Annotated in this window: 12 protein-coding genes; 4 read left to right on the forward strand and 8 right to left on the reverse strand. The window is 68.2% G+C overall.

Annotated features, from left to right (window positions below; genetic code table 11):
* Nucleotides 1-3: 3 nt before the first annotated feature.
* The 3 genes from AC1RNC_RS14190 to AC1RNC_RS14200 are packed head-to-tail and all read right to left on the reverse strand — an operon-like array spanning nt 4 to nt 2,709.
* Nucleotides 4-903, reverse strand: coding sequence for an isocitrate lyase/PEP mutase family protein (locus AC1RNC_RS14190; protein WP_492887035.1), 900 nt, complete (start codon nt 901-903; stop codon nt 4-6).
* Entirely contained in the window at nt 896-1,393 is a 498-nt protein-coding gene (locus AC1RNC_RS14195) for a LeuD/DmdB family oxidoreductase small subunit (protein WP_492887036.1), read from the reverse strand. The genes AC1RNC_RS14190 and AC1RNC_RS14195 overlap by 8 nt, the downstream gene beginning before the upstream one ends.
* Nucleotides 1,393-2,709, reverse strand: a complete 1,317-nt coding sequence (locus tag AC1RNC_RS14200) for an aconitase/3-isopropylmalate dehydratase large subunit family protein (RefSeq protein ID WP_492887037.1) — start codon at nt 2,707-2,709, stop codon at nt 1,393-1,395. The genes AC1RNC_RS14195 and AC1RNC_RS14200 overlap by 1 nt, the downstream gene beginning before the upstream one ends.
* A gap of 196 nt (nt 2,710-2,905) precedes the next feature.
* Here AC1RNC_RS14200 and AC1RNC_RS14205 point away from each other — a divergent pair, with 196 nt between their 5' ends.
* Both AC1RNC_RS14205 and AC1RNC_RS14210 read left to right on the forward strand, forming a co-directional pair.
* On the forward strand, nt 2,906-4,096 hold the full coding sequence (locus AC1RNC_RS14205) for an acyl-CoA dehydrogenase (protein WP_492887038.1): 1,191 nt from the start codon (nt 2,906-2,908) through the stop codon (nt 4,094-4,096).
* Nucleotides 4,097-4,120: 24 nt separating this feature from the next.
* Nucleotides 4,121-4,813, forward strand: coding sequence for an isochorismatase family protein (locus tag AC1RNC_RS14210; RefSeq protein ID WP_492887039.1), 693 nt, complete (start codon nt 4,121-4,123; stop codon nt 4,811-4,813).
* On the opposite strand, the gene AC1RNC_RS14215 is transcribed toward AC1RNC_RS14210, so the two are convergent.
* Together AC1RNC_RS14215 and AC1RNC_RS14220 are read right to left on the reverse strand one after the other, a co-directional pair.
* On the reverse strand, nt 4,814-6,016 hold the full coding sequence (locus tag AC1RNC_RS14215) for a CaiB/BaiF CoA transferase family protein (protein WP_492887040.1): 1,203 nt from the start codon (nt 6,014-6,016) through the stop codon (nt 4,814-4,816).
* A 126-nt stretch (nt 6,017-6,142) separates the two neighbouring features.
* Nucleotides 6,143-6,943: an isocitrate lyase/PEP mutase family protein gene (locus AC1RNC_RS14220; protein ID WP_492887041.1), complete on the reverse strand. Its 801-nt coding sequence runs from the start codon at nt 6,941-6,943 to the stop codon at nt 6,143-6,145.
* 273 nt (nt 6,944-7,216) lie between these two features.
* On the opposite strand from AC1RNC_RS14220, the gene AC1RNC_RS14225 reads away from it, so the two are divergent.
* Nucleotides 7,217-8,014, forward strand: a complete 798-nt coding sequence (locus AC1RNC_RS14225) for an IclR family transcriptional regulator domain-containing protein (RefSeq protein WP_492887042.1) — start codon at nt 7,217-7,219, stop codon at nt 8,012-8,014.
* Nucleotides 8,015-8,235: 221 nt separating this feature from the next.
* Nucleotides 8,236-8,931: a dienelactone hydrolase family protein gene (locus AC1RNC_RS14230; RefSeq protein ID WP_492887043.1), complete on the forward strand. Its 696-nt coding sequence runs from the start codon at nt 8,236-8,238 to the stop codon at nt 8,929-8,931.
* On the opposite strand, the gene nagE is transcribed toward AC1RNC_RS14230, so the two are convergent.
* The 3 genes from nagE to AC1RNC_RS14245 are packed head-to-tail and all read right to left on the reverse strand — an operon-like array spanning nt 8,932 to nt 15,554.
* Nucleotides 8,932-10,734, reverse strand: a complete 1,803-nt coding sequence (gene nagE, locus AC1RNC_RS14235) for an N-acetylglucosamine-specific PTS transporter subunit IIBC (protein ID WP_492887044.1) — start codon at nt 10,732-10,734, stop codon at nt 8,932-8,934.
* A 5-nt stretch (nt 10,735-10,739) separates the two neighbouring features.
* A complete protein-coding gene (gene ptsP / locus AC1RNC_RS14240; protein WP_492887045.1) occupies nt 10,740-13,247 on the reverse strand; it encodes a phosphoenolpyruvate--protein phosphotransferase in 2,508 nt (835 codons plus the stop codon).
* Nucleotides 13,248-13,271: 24 nt separating this feature from the next.
* Nucleotides 13,272-15,554, reverse strand: a complete 2,283-nt coding sequence (locus tag AC1RNC_RS14245) for a family 20 glycosylhydrolase (protein WP_492887046.1) — start codon at nt 15,552-15,554, stop codon at nt 13,272-13,274.
* Nucleotides 15,555-15,613: the final 59 nt, after the last annotated feature.

Consider the following 15,613-nt stretch of genomic DNA (forward strand, 5'->3'; position numbering starts at 1 on the left):
AAATCAGCGCTCCGCGGCCGCGCGATAGAGTTCCAACTTGAGGCCGGGATCGTAGCGATCTCCGAGGGCGGCCATCTCATCGATGCCCAGACGCTCGTTCAGCCCCTTGAAGTCGAGCATGCTGCGCAGCATCGGTTGGGTGGAGCCGCTCTCGCGCAGACTCTTCAGGAAGACCTCGGCCTGATGCACCAGATTGCGCACCAGGGCGCCCGGCGAGATGACCAGCTTGAAGCCCATTTCGGAGAGTTGGTCCAGGGTGAAGGGCGGCGTGGCCCCCCCCTCCACCATGTTGGCGATCAGCGGCACGCCGGGCAGCGCCTTCACGATGGCCCTCATCTCCGCCTCGGTGCGCGGCGCCTCGACGAAAATGACGTCGGCTCCCGTCTCGCGGTAGCGCACCGCCCGTGCGATCGCCTCCTCGAAGCCGATCACGGAGATGGCGTCGGTCCGCGCGATCACCAGGGTCTCGGAGGACTCGCGCGCGTCGAGCACCGCAGCCAGCTTGCCGCACATCTCGTCCGCGGAGATCACCGTCTTACCGGCCAAATGGCCGCAACGTTTGGGGAAGGACTGGTCCTCGATCTGCATCGCCGAGGCCCCGGCGCGTTCCAGCAGTTTGATCGTGCGGCGGGCGCTGATCGAACCGCCGAAGCCGGTATCGGCGTCGACGATGATCGGCAGGGACACCCGTTCGCGAATCCGCGCCGTTACGTCGACCACGTGGTCGAGGCTGACGAGCCCGATGTCGGGCCTACCCAGTTGGGTGTAGGAGATCGCCGCGCCCGAAAGATAGACCGCCTCGAATCCGGCACGCTCGATCATCAGGGCCGAAAGCGGGTCGTAGGCCCCGGGGGCGAGCAGGGCTTCACTCCCGGCCAGCCTCTGCGACAGGGTTTTATTCATCGTCGGACTCCGGCGCCGCCAGACGGCGCTTTAGGTGCGGCAATAGCCCGCCGTCGCGGATCATCGCCATGATATGGCTGGGGAGAGGCTCGAGCTCGTAGGTCTTGCCTGTCGTTAGGTTATCGACGGCGCCTTCCTCCAGGCGGATCTCCAACTGATCGCCTGGCGAGATTTCCGCCGCCTGTTCGAACACCACCGCCGGGACGCCGAGATTGATGGCGTTGCGGAAGAAGATTCGCGCGAATGACGTCGCCAGCACCGCCGAGACGCCGAGCAGCTTGAGCGACACCGCCGCCTGCTCCCGCGAGGAGCCCATCCCGAAATTGGCGCCGGCGACCACCACGTCGCCCGGACGCACGGTGGCGGCGAAGGACGGGTCGAGCGCCTCTAGGCAATGGCGGGCGAGGTCCTCGGCGCTCGATTTCATGTAGGCGCCGGGCGCCAGGAGGTCGGTGTCGACGTTGTCGCCGAAAACGAAGGCGCGACCCATTACGCCGCTCCCTGTTCGAGAAGCGCGCGCGGATCGCTGATCGCGCCGGCGACCGCGGCGGCGGCCACCGAATAGGGCGAACCCAGGAAGACCTTCGCGCCCGACGAGCCCATGCGGCCCTGGAAGTTGCGATTGGTCGAGGAGATGCAGACCTCGCCCTGAGCCAGCACGCCGGCCCCGTATCCCGCGCAGGCGCCGCAGCCGGACGGCATCAGCGTGGCGCCCGCTTCCATCAGCACGGAGAGCGTACCGTCGGCGGCGGCCAGGGTGGTGGTCTTCGATGAGGCCGGCGCCACGAGCAGCCGCACGCCGGGCGCGATCCTGCGGCCCTTGAGCACGGCCGCGGCCATGCGCAGGTCTTCGATCTTCGCCCCCACGCAGGCCCCGATATAGGCCTGGTCGATCTTCTGGCCGGCCAGTTGGCCGACGTCGAAGGTGTTGGCCGGCGAATGCGGCGCGGCGATCTGCGGGGCGAGCGCCGAGGCGTCGAAGACGTGGGTCTCGGCAAACACGGCGCCGGGATCGGAGGCGAGCGCCAGGGCGGCGGCTTCGTCCTCCACCGGACGCCCGCGCTCGCGCAGATAGGCGAAGGTGACAGCGTCGGGCGCGACGACGCCCGTCTCGGCCCCGAGCTCGGCGGCCATGTTCGACAGCACCATCCGTTCCGGCATGCCCATGGCCTCGACGGCGCTCCCGGCGTATTCGATGGCGCGGAAGGCGTTGTCGAGGCCGAGCGCCTTGCAGAGGCTCAGCATGACGTCCTTGGCCGAGAGTCCGCGCGGCAAATGGCCGTTCAGGATCACGCGCACTGTCTCGGGGCATTGCAGCCAGGTCTCGCCGGTGGCCACGACGCCCGCCATGTCGGTCGCGCCATAACCGGCCGCATAGGCCCCGAAGGCGCCGGCCGTCGGCGTGTGACTGTCGCCGCCCGCGATAAACGCTCCGGGGCGGATTAGGCCATGATCGGGCAGCACAAGGTGGCTGATGCCGACCATGTCGAAGAAATTGCGCACGCCATAGTCGCGGACAAACTCACGGGTGACGCGCAGAATCTCTGCGGTCTCGGCGTCGACGGCGGGAACATAGTGGTCGGCGACGATGACCACCTTGTCGGGGTCCCAGAGCCCGACGCCCAGCTCTTCGAGCATCGGACGCCAGCGGCGCGGGCCGGAGGAGTCGTGAGCGAAGGCCAGGTCGACCTTGGCGGTCACCATCTGACCAGGCCTGACGCTGCTCAGGCCGGCGGCGCGCGCGATGATCTTCTCGACCATCGTCATCGCGGCCGGGCTCGCCGCATCCCCGATCGCACCAGACAATAGCCTCTCCCCGCTCCTTCGCATCACGAGGTCCATACTAGGCGGCGGCGCGGACCCGCATGGGGCGAAGCTATAGCCTTATCCGCTGTGCGACCAAGGCGGTCTCTGAACTGGCGATCCGGCCGGGCTAGGCGGAGTTGGAGCGTGAGCACAAACTGACAGCGGCCGATCCCAAAGTCCGGCCAGAGGAGCATCCATGTCCGCCGCCCTTGGGCAAAGCCAGAAGACGTTTCGCTGGGAAGATCCACTCGACCTCGCCGCGCGGCTCACCGACGAAGAACGGATGATCTGGGAGACAGCGCGGCAGTACGCCCGCGAAAAGCTCATGCCCCGAGTCGTCGACGCCTATGCCGACGAGCGCTTCGATCGCGAGATTCTCAGGGAGATGGGCGCGCTCGGTTTCCTCGGCCCGACCCTGCCCGAGGAGTACGGCGGCGCCGGCGTCAGCCACGTCGCCTACGGGCTCATCGCTCGCGAAATCGAGGCCGCTGACTCCGGCTATCGGTCGGCGATGAGCGTGCAATCCTCACTGGTCATGTATCCGATCCATGCGTTCGGCTCCGAGGCGCAGAAGCGGAAGTTCCTGCCGGCCATGGCGGCGGGCGAGGTGGTGGGGTGCTTCGGCTTGACCGAACCCGACGGCGGCTCCGATCCGGCCTCCATGCGCACGGTCGCCAAGAAGGTCGACGGCGGCTACGTGCTCAATGGCGCGAAGATGTGGATCACCAACAGCCCCATCTGCGACGTGGCCATCGTTTGGGCCAAGCTCGACGGCGTGATCCGCGGCTTCCTGGTCGAGCGGGGCGCCGAGGGCTTCAATACGCCGACGATCCGCAACAAGCTGTCCTTGCGCGCCTCCGTCACCGGAGAGATCGCGCTGGCCGACGTGTTCGTATCCGAGAACATGATCCTGCCGGGCGTGTCGGGCCTGCGGGGGCCGTTCTCCTGCCTCAACAAGGCGCGCTACGGCATCGCCTGGGGCGCGATGGGCGCGGCCGAGTTCTGCCTCCATGCCAGCCGCGACTATGTCGCGAGCCGCTCGCTGTTCGGGCGCTCGCTCGCGTCGCGTCAGCTCGTCCAGAAGAAGCTGGCCGACATGCAGACCGAGATCGCGCTCGGCTTCGAGGGAGCCCTTGCGCTGGGCCGGCTGCTTGACGAGGGCGCCTGGGTTCCCGAGGCGATCTCGATGATGAAGCGCAACAACTGCGGCAAGGCGCTCGACATCGCCCGTGTCGCCCGCGACATGCACGGCGGCAACGGGATTTCCGGCGAGTATCATGTCATGCGGCACGCCGCGAACCTCGAGACGGTGAACACCTACGAGGGCGCCCACGACGTCCACGCCCTGATCCTGGGCCGCGCCATCACCGGCGAGAGCGCCTTCTAGGGGCGCAAGCAAGGAGTTGAACCAATGACGGATCTTGCCTTCGAACCGACCATGGTGTGCGAGCACAAAACCGCGCGCGAACTTTACGAAGCCGTGAAGGCCAACCCCGCCCGAGCGCGGTTCGGCTTCGGCCAAAAGCTGGCGATCATGAACATCGACTTCCAGCAGGCCTATACGCGGCCTGATCTGTTTCCAAGGAGCGCTTACGTCACCGACCCGAGACAGATCGAACACACCAACCGCATATCGGCCCTCGCGCGGTCGAAGGGCATGCCGGTGATCTGGAGCCACGTCGCCTATAAGCCCGACGCGGGCGACGCGGGCGTCTGGGGCACGCGAACCGATACGCCAGATTCCCTGCAGAACATCAAATACGAGAGCGAACGCCATCTGTTCGATCCGCGGGTGGAGATCGACGAAGCGCGCGACCTCGTGTTCACCAAGCGGATGCCGTCGGCCTTCTTTGAAACGCCGCTGGCCAGCTACCTCGTCTGGCACAGGGTCGACACCGTCGTGATCACCGGCGGCTCGACCTCGGGCTGTGTGCGGGCGACGGCGGTGGACTCGCTCTCCCACGGCTACCGCACCATCGTTCCCGAGCAGTGCGTCGCCGACAAGCACGAGAGCTACCACTTCGCCAACCTGACCGACCTTCAGCTCAAATACGCCGATGTGGTTGATGTCGATGAGGTCGAAGCCTGGCTTTCCGCGCGGTAGTCAGATCGCGCCCTTCGACGCTAGGCCGTCGAGCGCGTCTTCCGAAAACCCCAGGCGTTCGGAAAGGACGGCGCGAGTGTCGGCGCCGAGGGCGGGCGGCGCCAGGCGATACTCCAGCGGCGTCCGTGAAAGCCTGATCGGCGAGGCCACGGTGCGGATCGGCGCTTCGAGGTCGTCGCGAGTCTGCTCGACCACTGCGTTGCGCGCGATCGCCTGAGGTTCGGCGAAGGCCTGGGCGACCGAATTAATCGGGCCGCAGGGCACGCCGGCGCGATCGAGCAGCTTCGCCCATTCCGTCGTCGTGCGCCTGCGCAGGTGCGGCCGCAGGACATCGACGAGCTCGGATCTGTTCCTGACGCGCAAGGCGTTGGTCTGGAACCTCCGATCGGTCGCCAGCCCGTCGTCGCACAAGGCCGCGAAGGCGCGAAACTGAGCATCGTTACCGATCGCCAGCACCAAGGCGCCGTCGGCGGTTTCGAACACCTGGTAGGGAACCAGATTGGGGTGCGCATTGCCCAGCCGCCCGGGCGATCGCCCTGAAACAAGATAGTTCGACGCTTGGTTGGCGAGCATGCTCAACTGGACGTCAAACAGGGCCAGATCGATGTGCTGACCCTGCCCGGTTGCGCGCACGTGCAATAGGGCCGCCAGGATCGCGGTCGCCGCGTACATGCCGGTGAACAGGTCGACGACGGCGACGCCGGTCTTCATGGGCTCGTCGCCCGGCGCGCCGGCGGGTTGGCCCGTGATGGACATCAACCCCCCCATGGCCTGGATCATGGCGTCGTAGCCGGCCCGGCCGGCCTCGGGGCCCGTCTGGCCAAAGCCGGTGATCGAACAGTAGATCAGCCGGGGATTCAGTTTGGCGAGACTGGCGTAGTCGAGCCCATGACGGCCCAGATCGCCCACCTTGAAGTTTTCGACGAAGATGTCGGCCCGCGTCGCCAGCGCGCGGACGATGTCACGGCCTTCTTGGGTCGCCAGGTTCGCGGTGACCGACCTCTTGTTGCGGTTGGCCGCCGTGAAATAGGCCGCGTCGCCGCCCCCGCCGTCCTTGTCGTCGCCGTCAAGGAACGGCGGTCCCCATGCGCGGGTGTCATCTCCGGCTCCGGGCCGCTCGATCTTGATCACCTCGGCGCCGAGATCGGCGAGGGTCTGGGTCGCCCACGGCCCCGCGAGCACGCGCGTGAGATCCAGCACCATTACGCCCGCAAGAGGTCCCAAAAGCCCGCTCCCCGAATTCTGCTGAAGACATTAGAGTCAAGAGGCAAGCCGACGAGGGCGCTCGCGTGCATTACCCGAACGGCGGATAGCCAGGCTCGGACCGCATCATTTCACGACGCCGATAGGCCGAAGCCGGCGCGGGGGCGCGAGATTGCTCAGCGCCCGCCCCGCCGCTTGCGACATGGCGTTGAGCACGGCGGCCGGGCTCAACGCCATCGCATAGCCCAGATCTTCCAACACCGCGGCCGTCACACCGTCGTCCTGGTCGAACCCGAAATCGTAGATCATCGGGACGCGGCCGGCGAAGTGCGCCGCCACCCGCTGCACTGACACCCGATCCACCAGAATCATGTCTGCGCCGGCTTCGAGATAGGCTTCCAGCCGGTCAAACGCCGCAGCCAGGCCTTCGACGCCCGCAGCCTGGGTGCGGACGATAATCAAGGCGTCCACGCGGGTGTCGACAGCCGCCTTGAGCTTGCCGATCATGTCCGCCGGCCGAACGACGACCTCGCCGGCCCCCTCCTGCACGCTGCCGGGGCTGACGGCGTCCGAGATGTGGATCGCCGAGGCGCCCGCGCGCTCGAACAGCTTTACCGTCCGGATCACATTGAGCGCGTTGCCGTAGCCGGCCTGGACGTCGACGATCAAAGGCAGATCGACGACTTCACGGATGGACCGCGTGAGATCGACCACCTCTCCGAACGTAACCTGATCCTCGTCGGGACGACCGTACCGGGCCATGGCCACCGTACGGGGCGAGAGAGAAAGCGCGGCGGCCCCGGCTTCGGCGGCCACGCGGGCGCTGAAGGCATCCCAACAGCCAGGCACCGCCAGCAGATCGCCGCCCCCTCGCGCGCGCGCGGCCACCAGGGCTTCGAAGTTCGACACGTGAGCCTTTATGGCCATGCTCGTCAGTTCCCTCGCAAGTCCAACGGGAAATAGCTGTGTGAGCATAGGGAGAGCCTTCGAAACCGTCACGCGATGGCGTGTCAAAGCCTGCGGCGGGCGCCTGCGACTTAGTCGGCTTAGCCGCCAGTCGGTCTCTTGAGCGAGCAAAACCTCTTGCTCGATTGTGTTGAAGTTTTAATTTTATCGCCAGGCGGATAAATGTGCCTAAGCGGTACGCGAGCGTGGATTCCGGCACAAAGTTTCGAAGGTGTTCTGGGGAGAGTTCACCAAATGGAAAAAGGCGTTCCAATTCGGTCCGTTACGCGAAGCTTAGCCGTCCTGCGGGCGATCAACCGCGCCGGCTCCTTGTCGATGATGGATATCGCCGTTCAGTCGAAGGTGCCCTATCCGACCGCCTGCCGAATTGTGCAGACTTTGTTGCACGAGGGTATGATCGAACGGGAACCCGCCCGAAAGCACTATCGCCCCACGGCGCTCGTTCAGACGCTAGCCAGCGGCTACCAGGACTTCAGCCGGGTCACCTCGATCGCGCGCCCCCATATCGTTGCGCTTACCAAGAAACACCTTTGGCCGATGTTGATCGCCACCCGCGTCGGGCAATCCATGATGGTGCGCGACAGTACCCATGCCCTGACATCGCTGAGCTTCAACAACTATCATCCTGGAGACACCTTTCCTCTGCTTGAGTGCGCTTCCGGGCGCGCCTACATGGCGTTCGCCACCGATGAGGAGAGGGCTGGCATTCTGGAGAGCATCGACGAGGTCGGGCCTGGAATTGATCCGCATACCCTCTCGCTTTTCCAGTCGGGTATCCTGTTCGAAGAGATCCGCGAGGCGGGCTATGCGACGCGCGCCAGGAACCGCTTCACCTCCACGCCTGGCAAGACCTCCTCGGTCGCTGCGCCCATCTTCGAAGACGGCGTGGTCTGTGGCGCATTGACGCTGGTGTTCTTCTCTTCCGCGATCAAGATGGACGAGGCTGTCGGCCGTTACGCCGACGATCTGGTCGCCGCCGCCCGGATGATCAGCGCTGAACTGCGGGACGTTCAAGGCCGCGCGGCCGCCTGAAGCCATACGATAGGCCGCGCCGGCGCGGCCGTTCAGCTCACCCGCGCTCAGGATTGCGCCACCGATGACGCCAACGGTCATCGCCTGCGCGAGCCGCCAGTTCTGAACGGTGGCGAGCCGCGCGCGCGGCGCTCGTCCGACCCGACAGGATCGTTCAAGCGCGGGCTCGCGCGAAGGTCGAAACTCGCGGCCATCCCCCGATCCGCCGCAGGAGCGCGACCGTGTCCGAGTACCTGACCATCACCGTCCCCGATGGCGACTTCCAGGCCCTGGTGGTGCGCCCCAGCACGGCGCCCGCGCCGGCTATCGTCCTCATTCAGGAGATCTTCGGCGTCAATGACGGCATCCGGCAGATCGCCGGCGAGCTGGCCGCCCAGGGCTATATCGTCGTCGCTCCCGACCTGTTCTGGCGCTTCGAACCCGGCCTGGCGATGTCGGAGGCCTCGCCCGAGAACTCGGAGAAGGCCTTCGGCTTCTACAATCGCTTCGACTTCGACAAGGGCGTCGAGGACGTGGTCGCCACCATCAAGGCCGCGCGGACGCTGGACGGCGCCAACGGCAAGGTCGGCGTGACCGGCTACTGCCTGGGCGGACTGATGACGTTCCGGGCCATGGCGGCCAGCGACGCGGATGTGGGCGTCGTCTACTACGGCGGCGGGACCGACAACTACGTGGCCGAGGGCGCGCGGATCAAGAAGCCGCTGCTGATGCACCTGGCCGGCGACGACGAATATATCGGCAAGGAGGCCCAGGCGAAGATCCACGACGCCCTGGACGGCCACCCGCGCATCCAGATCCACACCTATCCCGGCCGCAAGCACGCCTTCGCGCGGCCCGGCGGCGACCACTATGACGACGCCGACGCCAGGCTCGCCAACGCCCGCTCGGCGGCCTTCTTCAAGGCCCACCTGTTCTAGCTAGGGCAACTGGCGGCGCACCGCTTCGCCGACGCGCTCGGCGTCGGGACCCAGCACGACGTGGACAACCTTGTCGCCGACCCGGACCACGCCGCGCGCGCCCAGGGCCTTCAGGGCCGGCTCGCTGACCGCGCCCTGGTCGGCGACGACCAGGCGCAGGCGGCTGGAGCAGGTCCCGACACTTTTCAGGTTCGCGGGCCCGCCCAGAGCGCTCAGCAGCTTCTCGGCCTTGCGGTCGTCGTCGATGCTGGGCGGCGCCAAGGGCGCGGGCTTGGCGGCTGCGACGGGCTTGGCGAGCGCGGCAGCCCCCCCGATACCTCGGCCTAGGGCGGCGCGTATCTCGCCGGCGACGCCGTCGGCGATCGGGCCCAGCACGACCTGCAGCGCCTTGTCGGACGGCCGCACCACACCGCGCGCGCCGAGCGCCTTCAGGGCCGGTTCGCTGACCGCGCCCTGGTCGACGACGATCAGGCGCAGGCGAGTGGTGCAGGCGTCGACGCTGGTCAGGTTGCCCGCGCCGCCCAAGGCCGCCACGAAGTCCGCGCCCCGGCCGCCGCCAGTGGTGACGGTCTCGACGGCGACGGCCTCCTCATCCTCGCGCCCCGGAGTCTTGAGGTCGAAGCGGAGGATCGCGAAGCGGAAGACGCCATAGTAGATCGCGCCATAGACCAGGCCGACCGGTATCAGCAGCAGCGGGTGCGTGGCCTTGTTGAAGTTCAGCAAGTAGTCGAACAGGCCCGCCGAGAAGCCGAAACCCAGCTTCACGTCGAGAATGTTCATCAGAGCCATCGACAGGCCTGTCAGCACCGCGTGGATCGCGAACAGCGCCGGGGCCAGGAACATGAAGCTGAACTCGATCGGCTCGGTCACCCCGGTCAGGAACGAGGTCAGGGCCAGCGAGCCCAGCATGCCGGCGACAGCCTTGCGGCGCTCGGGCTTGGCGGTGTGCAGCATGGCGAGGCACGCGGCCGGGAGGCCGAACATCATCACCGGGAAGAAGCCGCTCATGAACGCGCCGGCGGTCTTATCGCCAGCGGCGAAGCGGTTGAGGTCACCGGTGACGCCGTTGAAGTCGCCCAGGATGAACCAGACCACGTTGTTGAGGATGTGGTGCAGGCCCGTGACGATCAGCAGGCGGTTGAACAGGCCGAAGACGAACAGACCGACATTGCCCGACGCCGTGACCAGATGGCTCAACCCGTCGACGCCGGCCTCCAGAGCGCCCCAGCACGAGCCGAAGATCAGGGCCAGGATCACGCCCGCCAGGCCGGCCACGATCGGCACGAACCGACGGCCGCCGAAGAAGGCCAGGTACTCCGGCAGCTTGATGTCGCTGTAGCGGTTGTAGAGCCAACCACTGATCACGCCCGACAGGATGCCGACCGGAATCGACAGCTTGCCGATCTCCTTGGCCTTCCAGGCCGCTGCCGTCAGGTCCTTGGCTTCGGCGACCACCTTGGCCGCGACCTCGGGCGGAACGACCAGCAGGGCGTCGACGCCCTTGGTGGCGATCACGTAGCAGACGACGCCGGCCAGACCCGCCGCGCCGTGGTTCTCCCTGGCCAGGCCAACGGCGACGCCGATGGCGAAGATCAGGCCCAGGCTGCCGAAGATCGCGCCGCCGGCGGCGCTGAAGACGTTGGCGATGTTCAGCGAGACGCCGTGGGTCATGACGGCCAGGCCTGGCGCGCCCAGCAGGTCGGTCTGGCCGATGCGCAGCAGCAGCGCCGCCACCGGCAGCACCGCGATCGGCAACATCAGGGCCCGGCCCAAGGGCTGAAGGATCTCGAGCGGAGACTTCATCGGGTTCAGGCTCCGAGGGATTTCACGAGGGCGCGGACCGCCTCGGACGAGGTCTGGTCCAGGGCCTGGGCCGCGAGGCTGCGGCAAGCTTCAAGAGAAAGGCCACGGACCCGGGCCTTCACCTCGGGCGCGATCGAGGCCGTGGTCGAAAGCTCGGTCACGCCCAGGCCCAGCAGGATCGGGGTGGCGGCGACGTCGGAGGCCAGCCCGCCGCAGACGCCGACCCAGCGATGATGCCTGGCCGCGCCCTTGCAGGTCTGGTCGATCATCCGCAGCACCGCCGGGTGCAGGGCGTCGATGCGGGCGGCCAATTCCGGATTGCCCCGGTCCATGGCCAGCACGTACTGGGTCAGGTCGTTGGTGCCGATCGACAGGAAGTCGGCCTCGGCGGCGAGCAGGTCGGCGGTCATGGCGGCGGCCGGGGTCTCGATCATCACCCCCAGCTCGACCTTGTCGGTGACGCCCAGTTCGCGCTTGGCCTCGTCCAGCACGGCGCGGACGGCGCGCAGCTCGTCCAGGCTGGCGATCATCGGGACCATGATCTTGCACTGACCGAGTGGTCGAACGCGCAAGATGGCCCGCAGCTGAGTCTTCAGCAGATGCGGCCGCCAAAGACTGACGCGGACGCCGCGCAGGCCCAGGGCGGGATTCTCCTCGGCCGGGATCGGCAGATAGGGCGCGGCCTTGTCGCCGCCGACATCCAGGGTGCGGATGATCAGCGGCTTGCCGTCCAGGGCCGAGGCGATGGCCTGGTACTGGCGGGCCTGCTCGTCCTCGTCGGGAGGGGTGTCGCGGTCGAGGAACAGGAACTCGGTGCGCAGCAGGCCGCAGCCTTCCGCGCCATTGGCCACGGCGGCCAGGGCGTCGTTCAGCGAGCCGGTGTTGGCGAACACCTCGATGCGGACGCCGTCCCGGGTGACACAAGGGTCGTGGGCGGCGGCCCGGGCGGCGGCGCGGCGTTCCTGGCGCTGGGCCAGGGCGGTCTGGGCCGCTTCCAGGGCCGGCGCGTCGGGCGCGACCCGCAAGGTCCCGCTGTCGGCGTCGAGGATCAGCGTCGCGCCGTCCTTGACCTTGAGCAGCGCGCCGCCCAGGGCGACCATCGCCGGGATGCCCATGGCGGCGGCCAGGATGGCGACGTGCGAGGTCGGGCCGCCGCGCGCGGTGGCGAAGCCGGCCACAGCGGCGGGATCGACGCCCATCAGCTGCGAGGGCAGCAGTTCGTCGGCCAGCAGGATCGAGCCGGGCGGCAGGACCGCGCCCTCGTCCTCTTCACCCAACAGGGCGCGCAGCACCTGGCGTTCCAGGTCGACGAGGTCGTCGACGCGTTCGGCCAGGCGGCGGTCGCCCAGACCGCGCAGGGCCTCGACATAGCCGCCCACCGCCTTGCGCCAGGCAAAGCCGGCGCTCTTGCCCTCGCCGATCAGGCGGCGGGCGCCGGCGGAGAGTTCGGGATCATCCAGGAAGGCCAGGTGGGCGCCGAGGATGGCCTTGCGGGCCTTGTCGCCTTTGGCGGCATTGGCTTCGATCCTGGCGCGGACGGTGTCGAGGGCGGCGGCCAGGGCTGCCTCTTCATGGGCGACGCCCTCGCCGGCTTCGCGCACGACGATGTCGGTCGAAGCCAACCGAACGGCCTTGCCGATGGCCAGCCCCGGCGCGGCCAGCACGCCCTTCAGCACGCCGTCACGCGGCAGTTCGGCGGGCGCCACAGGCGCCTCGATCACAACGGGCGCCGCGCTCTCGGCCGGAGCCGGTCCGCCCTCGCCCATGCCGCCGCCGATCAGCTCGGCCACCGCCTGGATCGCCGCCTCGGCGTCCTGGCCCGAAGCCACCACTTGGATGGTGTCGCCGTGGCGGATGGCCAGGGACATGACACCGACCGGGCTCTTGGCGCTGGCGCGGCGGTTGACCGCCACGAGGGCGACCTCGGCCTCGAACTTGCGGGCGGTCTCGGCGATGCGGGCGGCCGGACGGGCGTGGACGCCGTGGACCAGGGGGACAATGACCGCGCGCGCGACCTCGCCGTCGCTCATCAGGCCGGCGGCGGCCGTTCCGCCGATCGGCGCCAGCTCCATCAGGAAGTCGCCGACCGACACCTCGCGATCCTGGTCGCGGCGGACGATCTCGAAGGCGTCCGGATTGGTGATCACCACGGGGGTGATCAGGCTTCGGGCGCGCTGGGCCAGGAGGTCGATGTCGAAGCCCAGCAGCTTGTCGCCGGCCTTCACGCTCTGGCCTTCCTTGACGAAGACGCTGAAGCCTTCGCCGTTCAGGGCCACGGTCTCAAGACCCACGTGCATCAGGATCTCGGCCCCGTTGGCCGCGCGCAGGGTCACGGCGTGGCGGGCGCGGTGGACGGTGGCGACCACCGCGTCGCAGGGCGCGTGCAGGGTCGAGCCGAACGGATCGATGGCCAGGCCGTCGCCCAGCATCCGCTCGGCGAACACCGCGTCGGGAGTCTCGTCGAGCGGCGCGATCCAGCCCTTGAGCGGCGCGGAGAGTACGAGGTTGGACACGGGGCGCTACTCTGTCTGGAACGCTTATTGGGACTTCAGGGTCACGCGCTCGATCACCCAGAAGGGATCGAGGGTCTTCGAGGTGAAGGTCAGGCACAAGTCCGCCTGGCCCGCGCGGGCCGGCAAGCGGGCGGTGACCGTCGACAGGCCCGGATTCCTGGCGGCGTCGCCCAGCGGGATGGCGGCGATGCGCTCGCCCGTACAGCCTAACCGCACCTCCAGCTCTCCGCCTGGCGTGGCGGGCGGGTGGAGCGGAATGTTGTCGCGGTCCTTGCCGACCTGGAAGTTGAACGGGATCTGGGTGATCCGCGCGGTCAGCACCGCGCCCTTGTCCAGCCTGGCGCCTTCCCAGATCCAGCAGGGGTTGAAGATGTCGACATACATCATCGGCCGCTTGTCGAAGGCGGCGGGCGCGTCGTCGATCAGCGTCAAGGGCACCTTCTCGGTGCAGGCCTTCAGCTGGCCACTGACGCGAGTGTCCAGCAGGGCCGGCGTGATGGTCCAGGACCGCGCGCGGCCCAGGGCCTGGCCTTCGACGAAGGTCTGGGCCTTCACCGTCGCGCCGCTGGTCAGCGCCAGGGCGCCCGCATAGACGCTGGAGGCCGCCGTCGGGGCCTTGCCGTCGGTGGTGTAGCGGATCTCGCCGACGCCCAAGCCGGTCGAGAGGGCCAACTGGGTCTTGCCGTCCACGCCTTCCGACGGCGAGCCTTGCGGCTCGAACGGCACGGTGTTGGCGGCGACGCCCAGGATCTTCAGACGCGCCATCTCGGCCGGCAACCGGCGGGCGAAGTCGTCCCAGTTCGCGTCCGCTTCAGACGACCAGCCGCGCTCGGCCAGGGCCACGGCGCGCGGGAAGGCCATCAGCTCCATGCGCGCATCGGTCTGCATGTGCTCGGTCCAGACATTGGCCTGGACGCCCAGGATGTGCTCGCGCTCGTCCGGGGTCAGCTGGGCCGGGGCCGGATCGAAGGCGTAGACGTCCTTCAGGCTGGAGACGTGGCCGCGACCGGTCGGCTCTTCAGGCGACTGGCTCTGGCGGTTGTCGAGATAGAGCACCGGATGCGGCGACAGCACCGTGTCATGGCCCTGCTTGGCGGCGGCGATGGCGCCGTCGATGCCGCGCCACGACATGACCGTGGCGTTGGGGGCGAGACCCCCTTCCAGGATCTCGTCCCAGCCGATCAGGCGGCGGCCGCGCTTGTTCAGCGACTTGCCGACCCGCTGGATGAACCAGCTCTGCAGTTCATGTTCGTCCTTGAGCCCCAGTTCCTTGATCTTGGCCTGGACCTTCGGGCTGGCCTTCCACTGGTCCTTGACCGCCTCGTCGCCGCCAACGTGGATGAAGGTCGACGGGAAGATGTCCATCACCTCGTTCAGCACGCCGTCGAGAAAGGCGAAGGTCGCGTCGTCGGTGTTGTAGAGCCAGGGGAACACGCCCCAATCCCCCATCCGCGAGGCGTCCGGCGCGGCCGTGCCGAGCGAGGGGTAGGCGACGATCGGCGCCAGGGCGTGGCCCGGGGTCTCGATCTCCGGCACCACGGTGATGTTGCGGGCGGCGGCGTAGGCCACCAGCTCGCGGGCCTGATCCTGGGTGTAGAAGCCCCCGTACTTCGGATAGCCGCGCGCCGCGCCCGGATCGGTGCGCCAGGCGCCGATCTCCGTCAGCTTCGGATACTTCTTGATCTCCAGCCGCCAGCCCTGGTCGTCGACCAGGTGCCAGTGGAAGGTATTGAGCTTGTGGGCCGCCATGGCGTCGATGACCGCCTTCAGGGTGTCCAGCGACTGGACGTGGCGGGCGCTGTCGACCATCAGGCCGCGCCAGGCGAAGCGCGGGGCGTCCTCGATCGACGCGGCGGGCACGGCGACCGGCCCCTTGGCCGCGTCCGGCGTCGCCAGCTGCCACAGCGACATGGCGCCGTAGAACAGGCCCGCGCGCTTGGCGGCGGCGATGGTCACGGCGTTGGGCGAGATGTCCAGTTTGTAGGTCTCGCCCGCAGGTCCTTCGCGGGTCAGGACGATGGCGGCTTCACCGGCGGCGGGCGGCCCCTCGACCACGCCGGGCTTGAAGCCGCGAGAGCGCTGGATCAGGTCGGCGAGTTGGGTGGCGACACCCTTGGCCTCGACATCACCCTTGGCCACGTGGATGCGGGTGGCGGCGGAAAGCTTGAAGGCCCCTTCGGCGCGGACCGCCTTGGCAGGCGCGGGGGTCAGGGTCAGGCCGGCGGAGTCGGCCATGGCGCTCGTCGCGAGCGCGGCAGCCAGAACAACCGCCGAAACGGCGATGGTGCGCAGCGGAGTCTTGGTCACGCGGCCTCGCAGGGAAACAGGCGGCAAAAAGCGGGCGGGACAGCGAGACTGCCCCGCCC

The organism is Caulobacter sp. GW822-FHT01G02 (genome assembly GCF_058802865.1).

Excerpts from the sequence above, each read along its gene's own strand:
- AC1RNC_RS14190 (WP_492887035.1), bottom strand. The coding sequence starts at position 903 with ATGAATAAAACCCTGTCGCAGAGGCTGGCCGGGAGTGAAGCCCTGCTC.
- AC1RNC_RS14195 (WP_492887036.1), bottom strand. The coding sequence starts at position 1,393 with ATGGGTCGCGCCTTCGTTTTCGGCGACAACGTCGACACCGACCTCCTG.
- AC1RNC_RS14205 (WP_492887038.1), top strand. The coding sequence starts at position 2,906 with ATGTCCGCCGCCCTTGGGCAAAGCCAGAAGACGTTTCGCTGGGAAGAT.
- AC1RNC_RS14210 (WP_492887039.1), top strand. The coding sequence starts at position 4,121 with ATGACGGATCTTGCCTTCGAACCGACCATGGTGTGCGAGCACAAAACC.
- AC1RNC_RS14215 (WP_492887040.1), bottom strand. The coding sequence starts at position 6,016 with ATGGTGCTGGATCTCACGCGCGTGCTCGCGGGGCCGTGGGCGACCCAG.
- AC1RNC_RS14220 (WP_492887041.1), bottom strand. The coding sequence starts at position 6,943 with ATGGCCATAAAGGCTCACGTGTCGAACTTCGAAGCCCTGGTGGCCGCG.
- AC1RNC_RS14225 (WP_492887042.1), top strand. The coding sequence starts at position 7,217 with ATGGAAAAAGGCGTTCCAATTCGGTCCGTTACGCGAAGCTTAGCCGTC.
- nagE (WP_492887044.1), bottom strand. The coding sequence starts at position 10,734 with ATGAAGTCTCCGCTCGAGATCCTTCAGCCCTTGGGCCGGGCCCTGATG.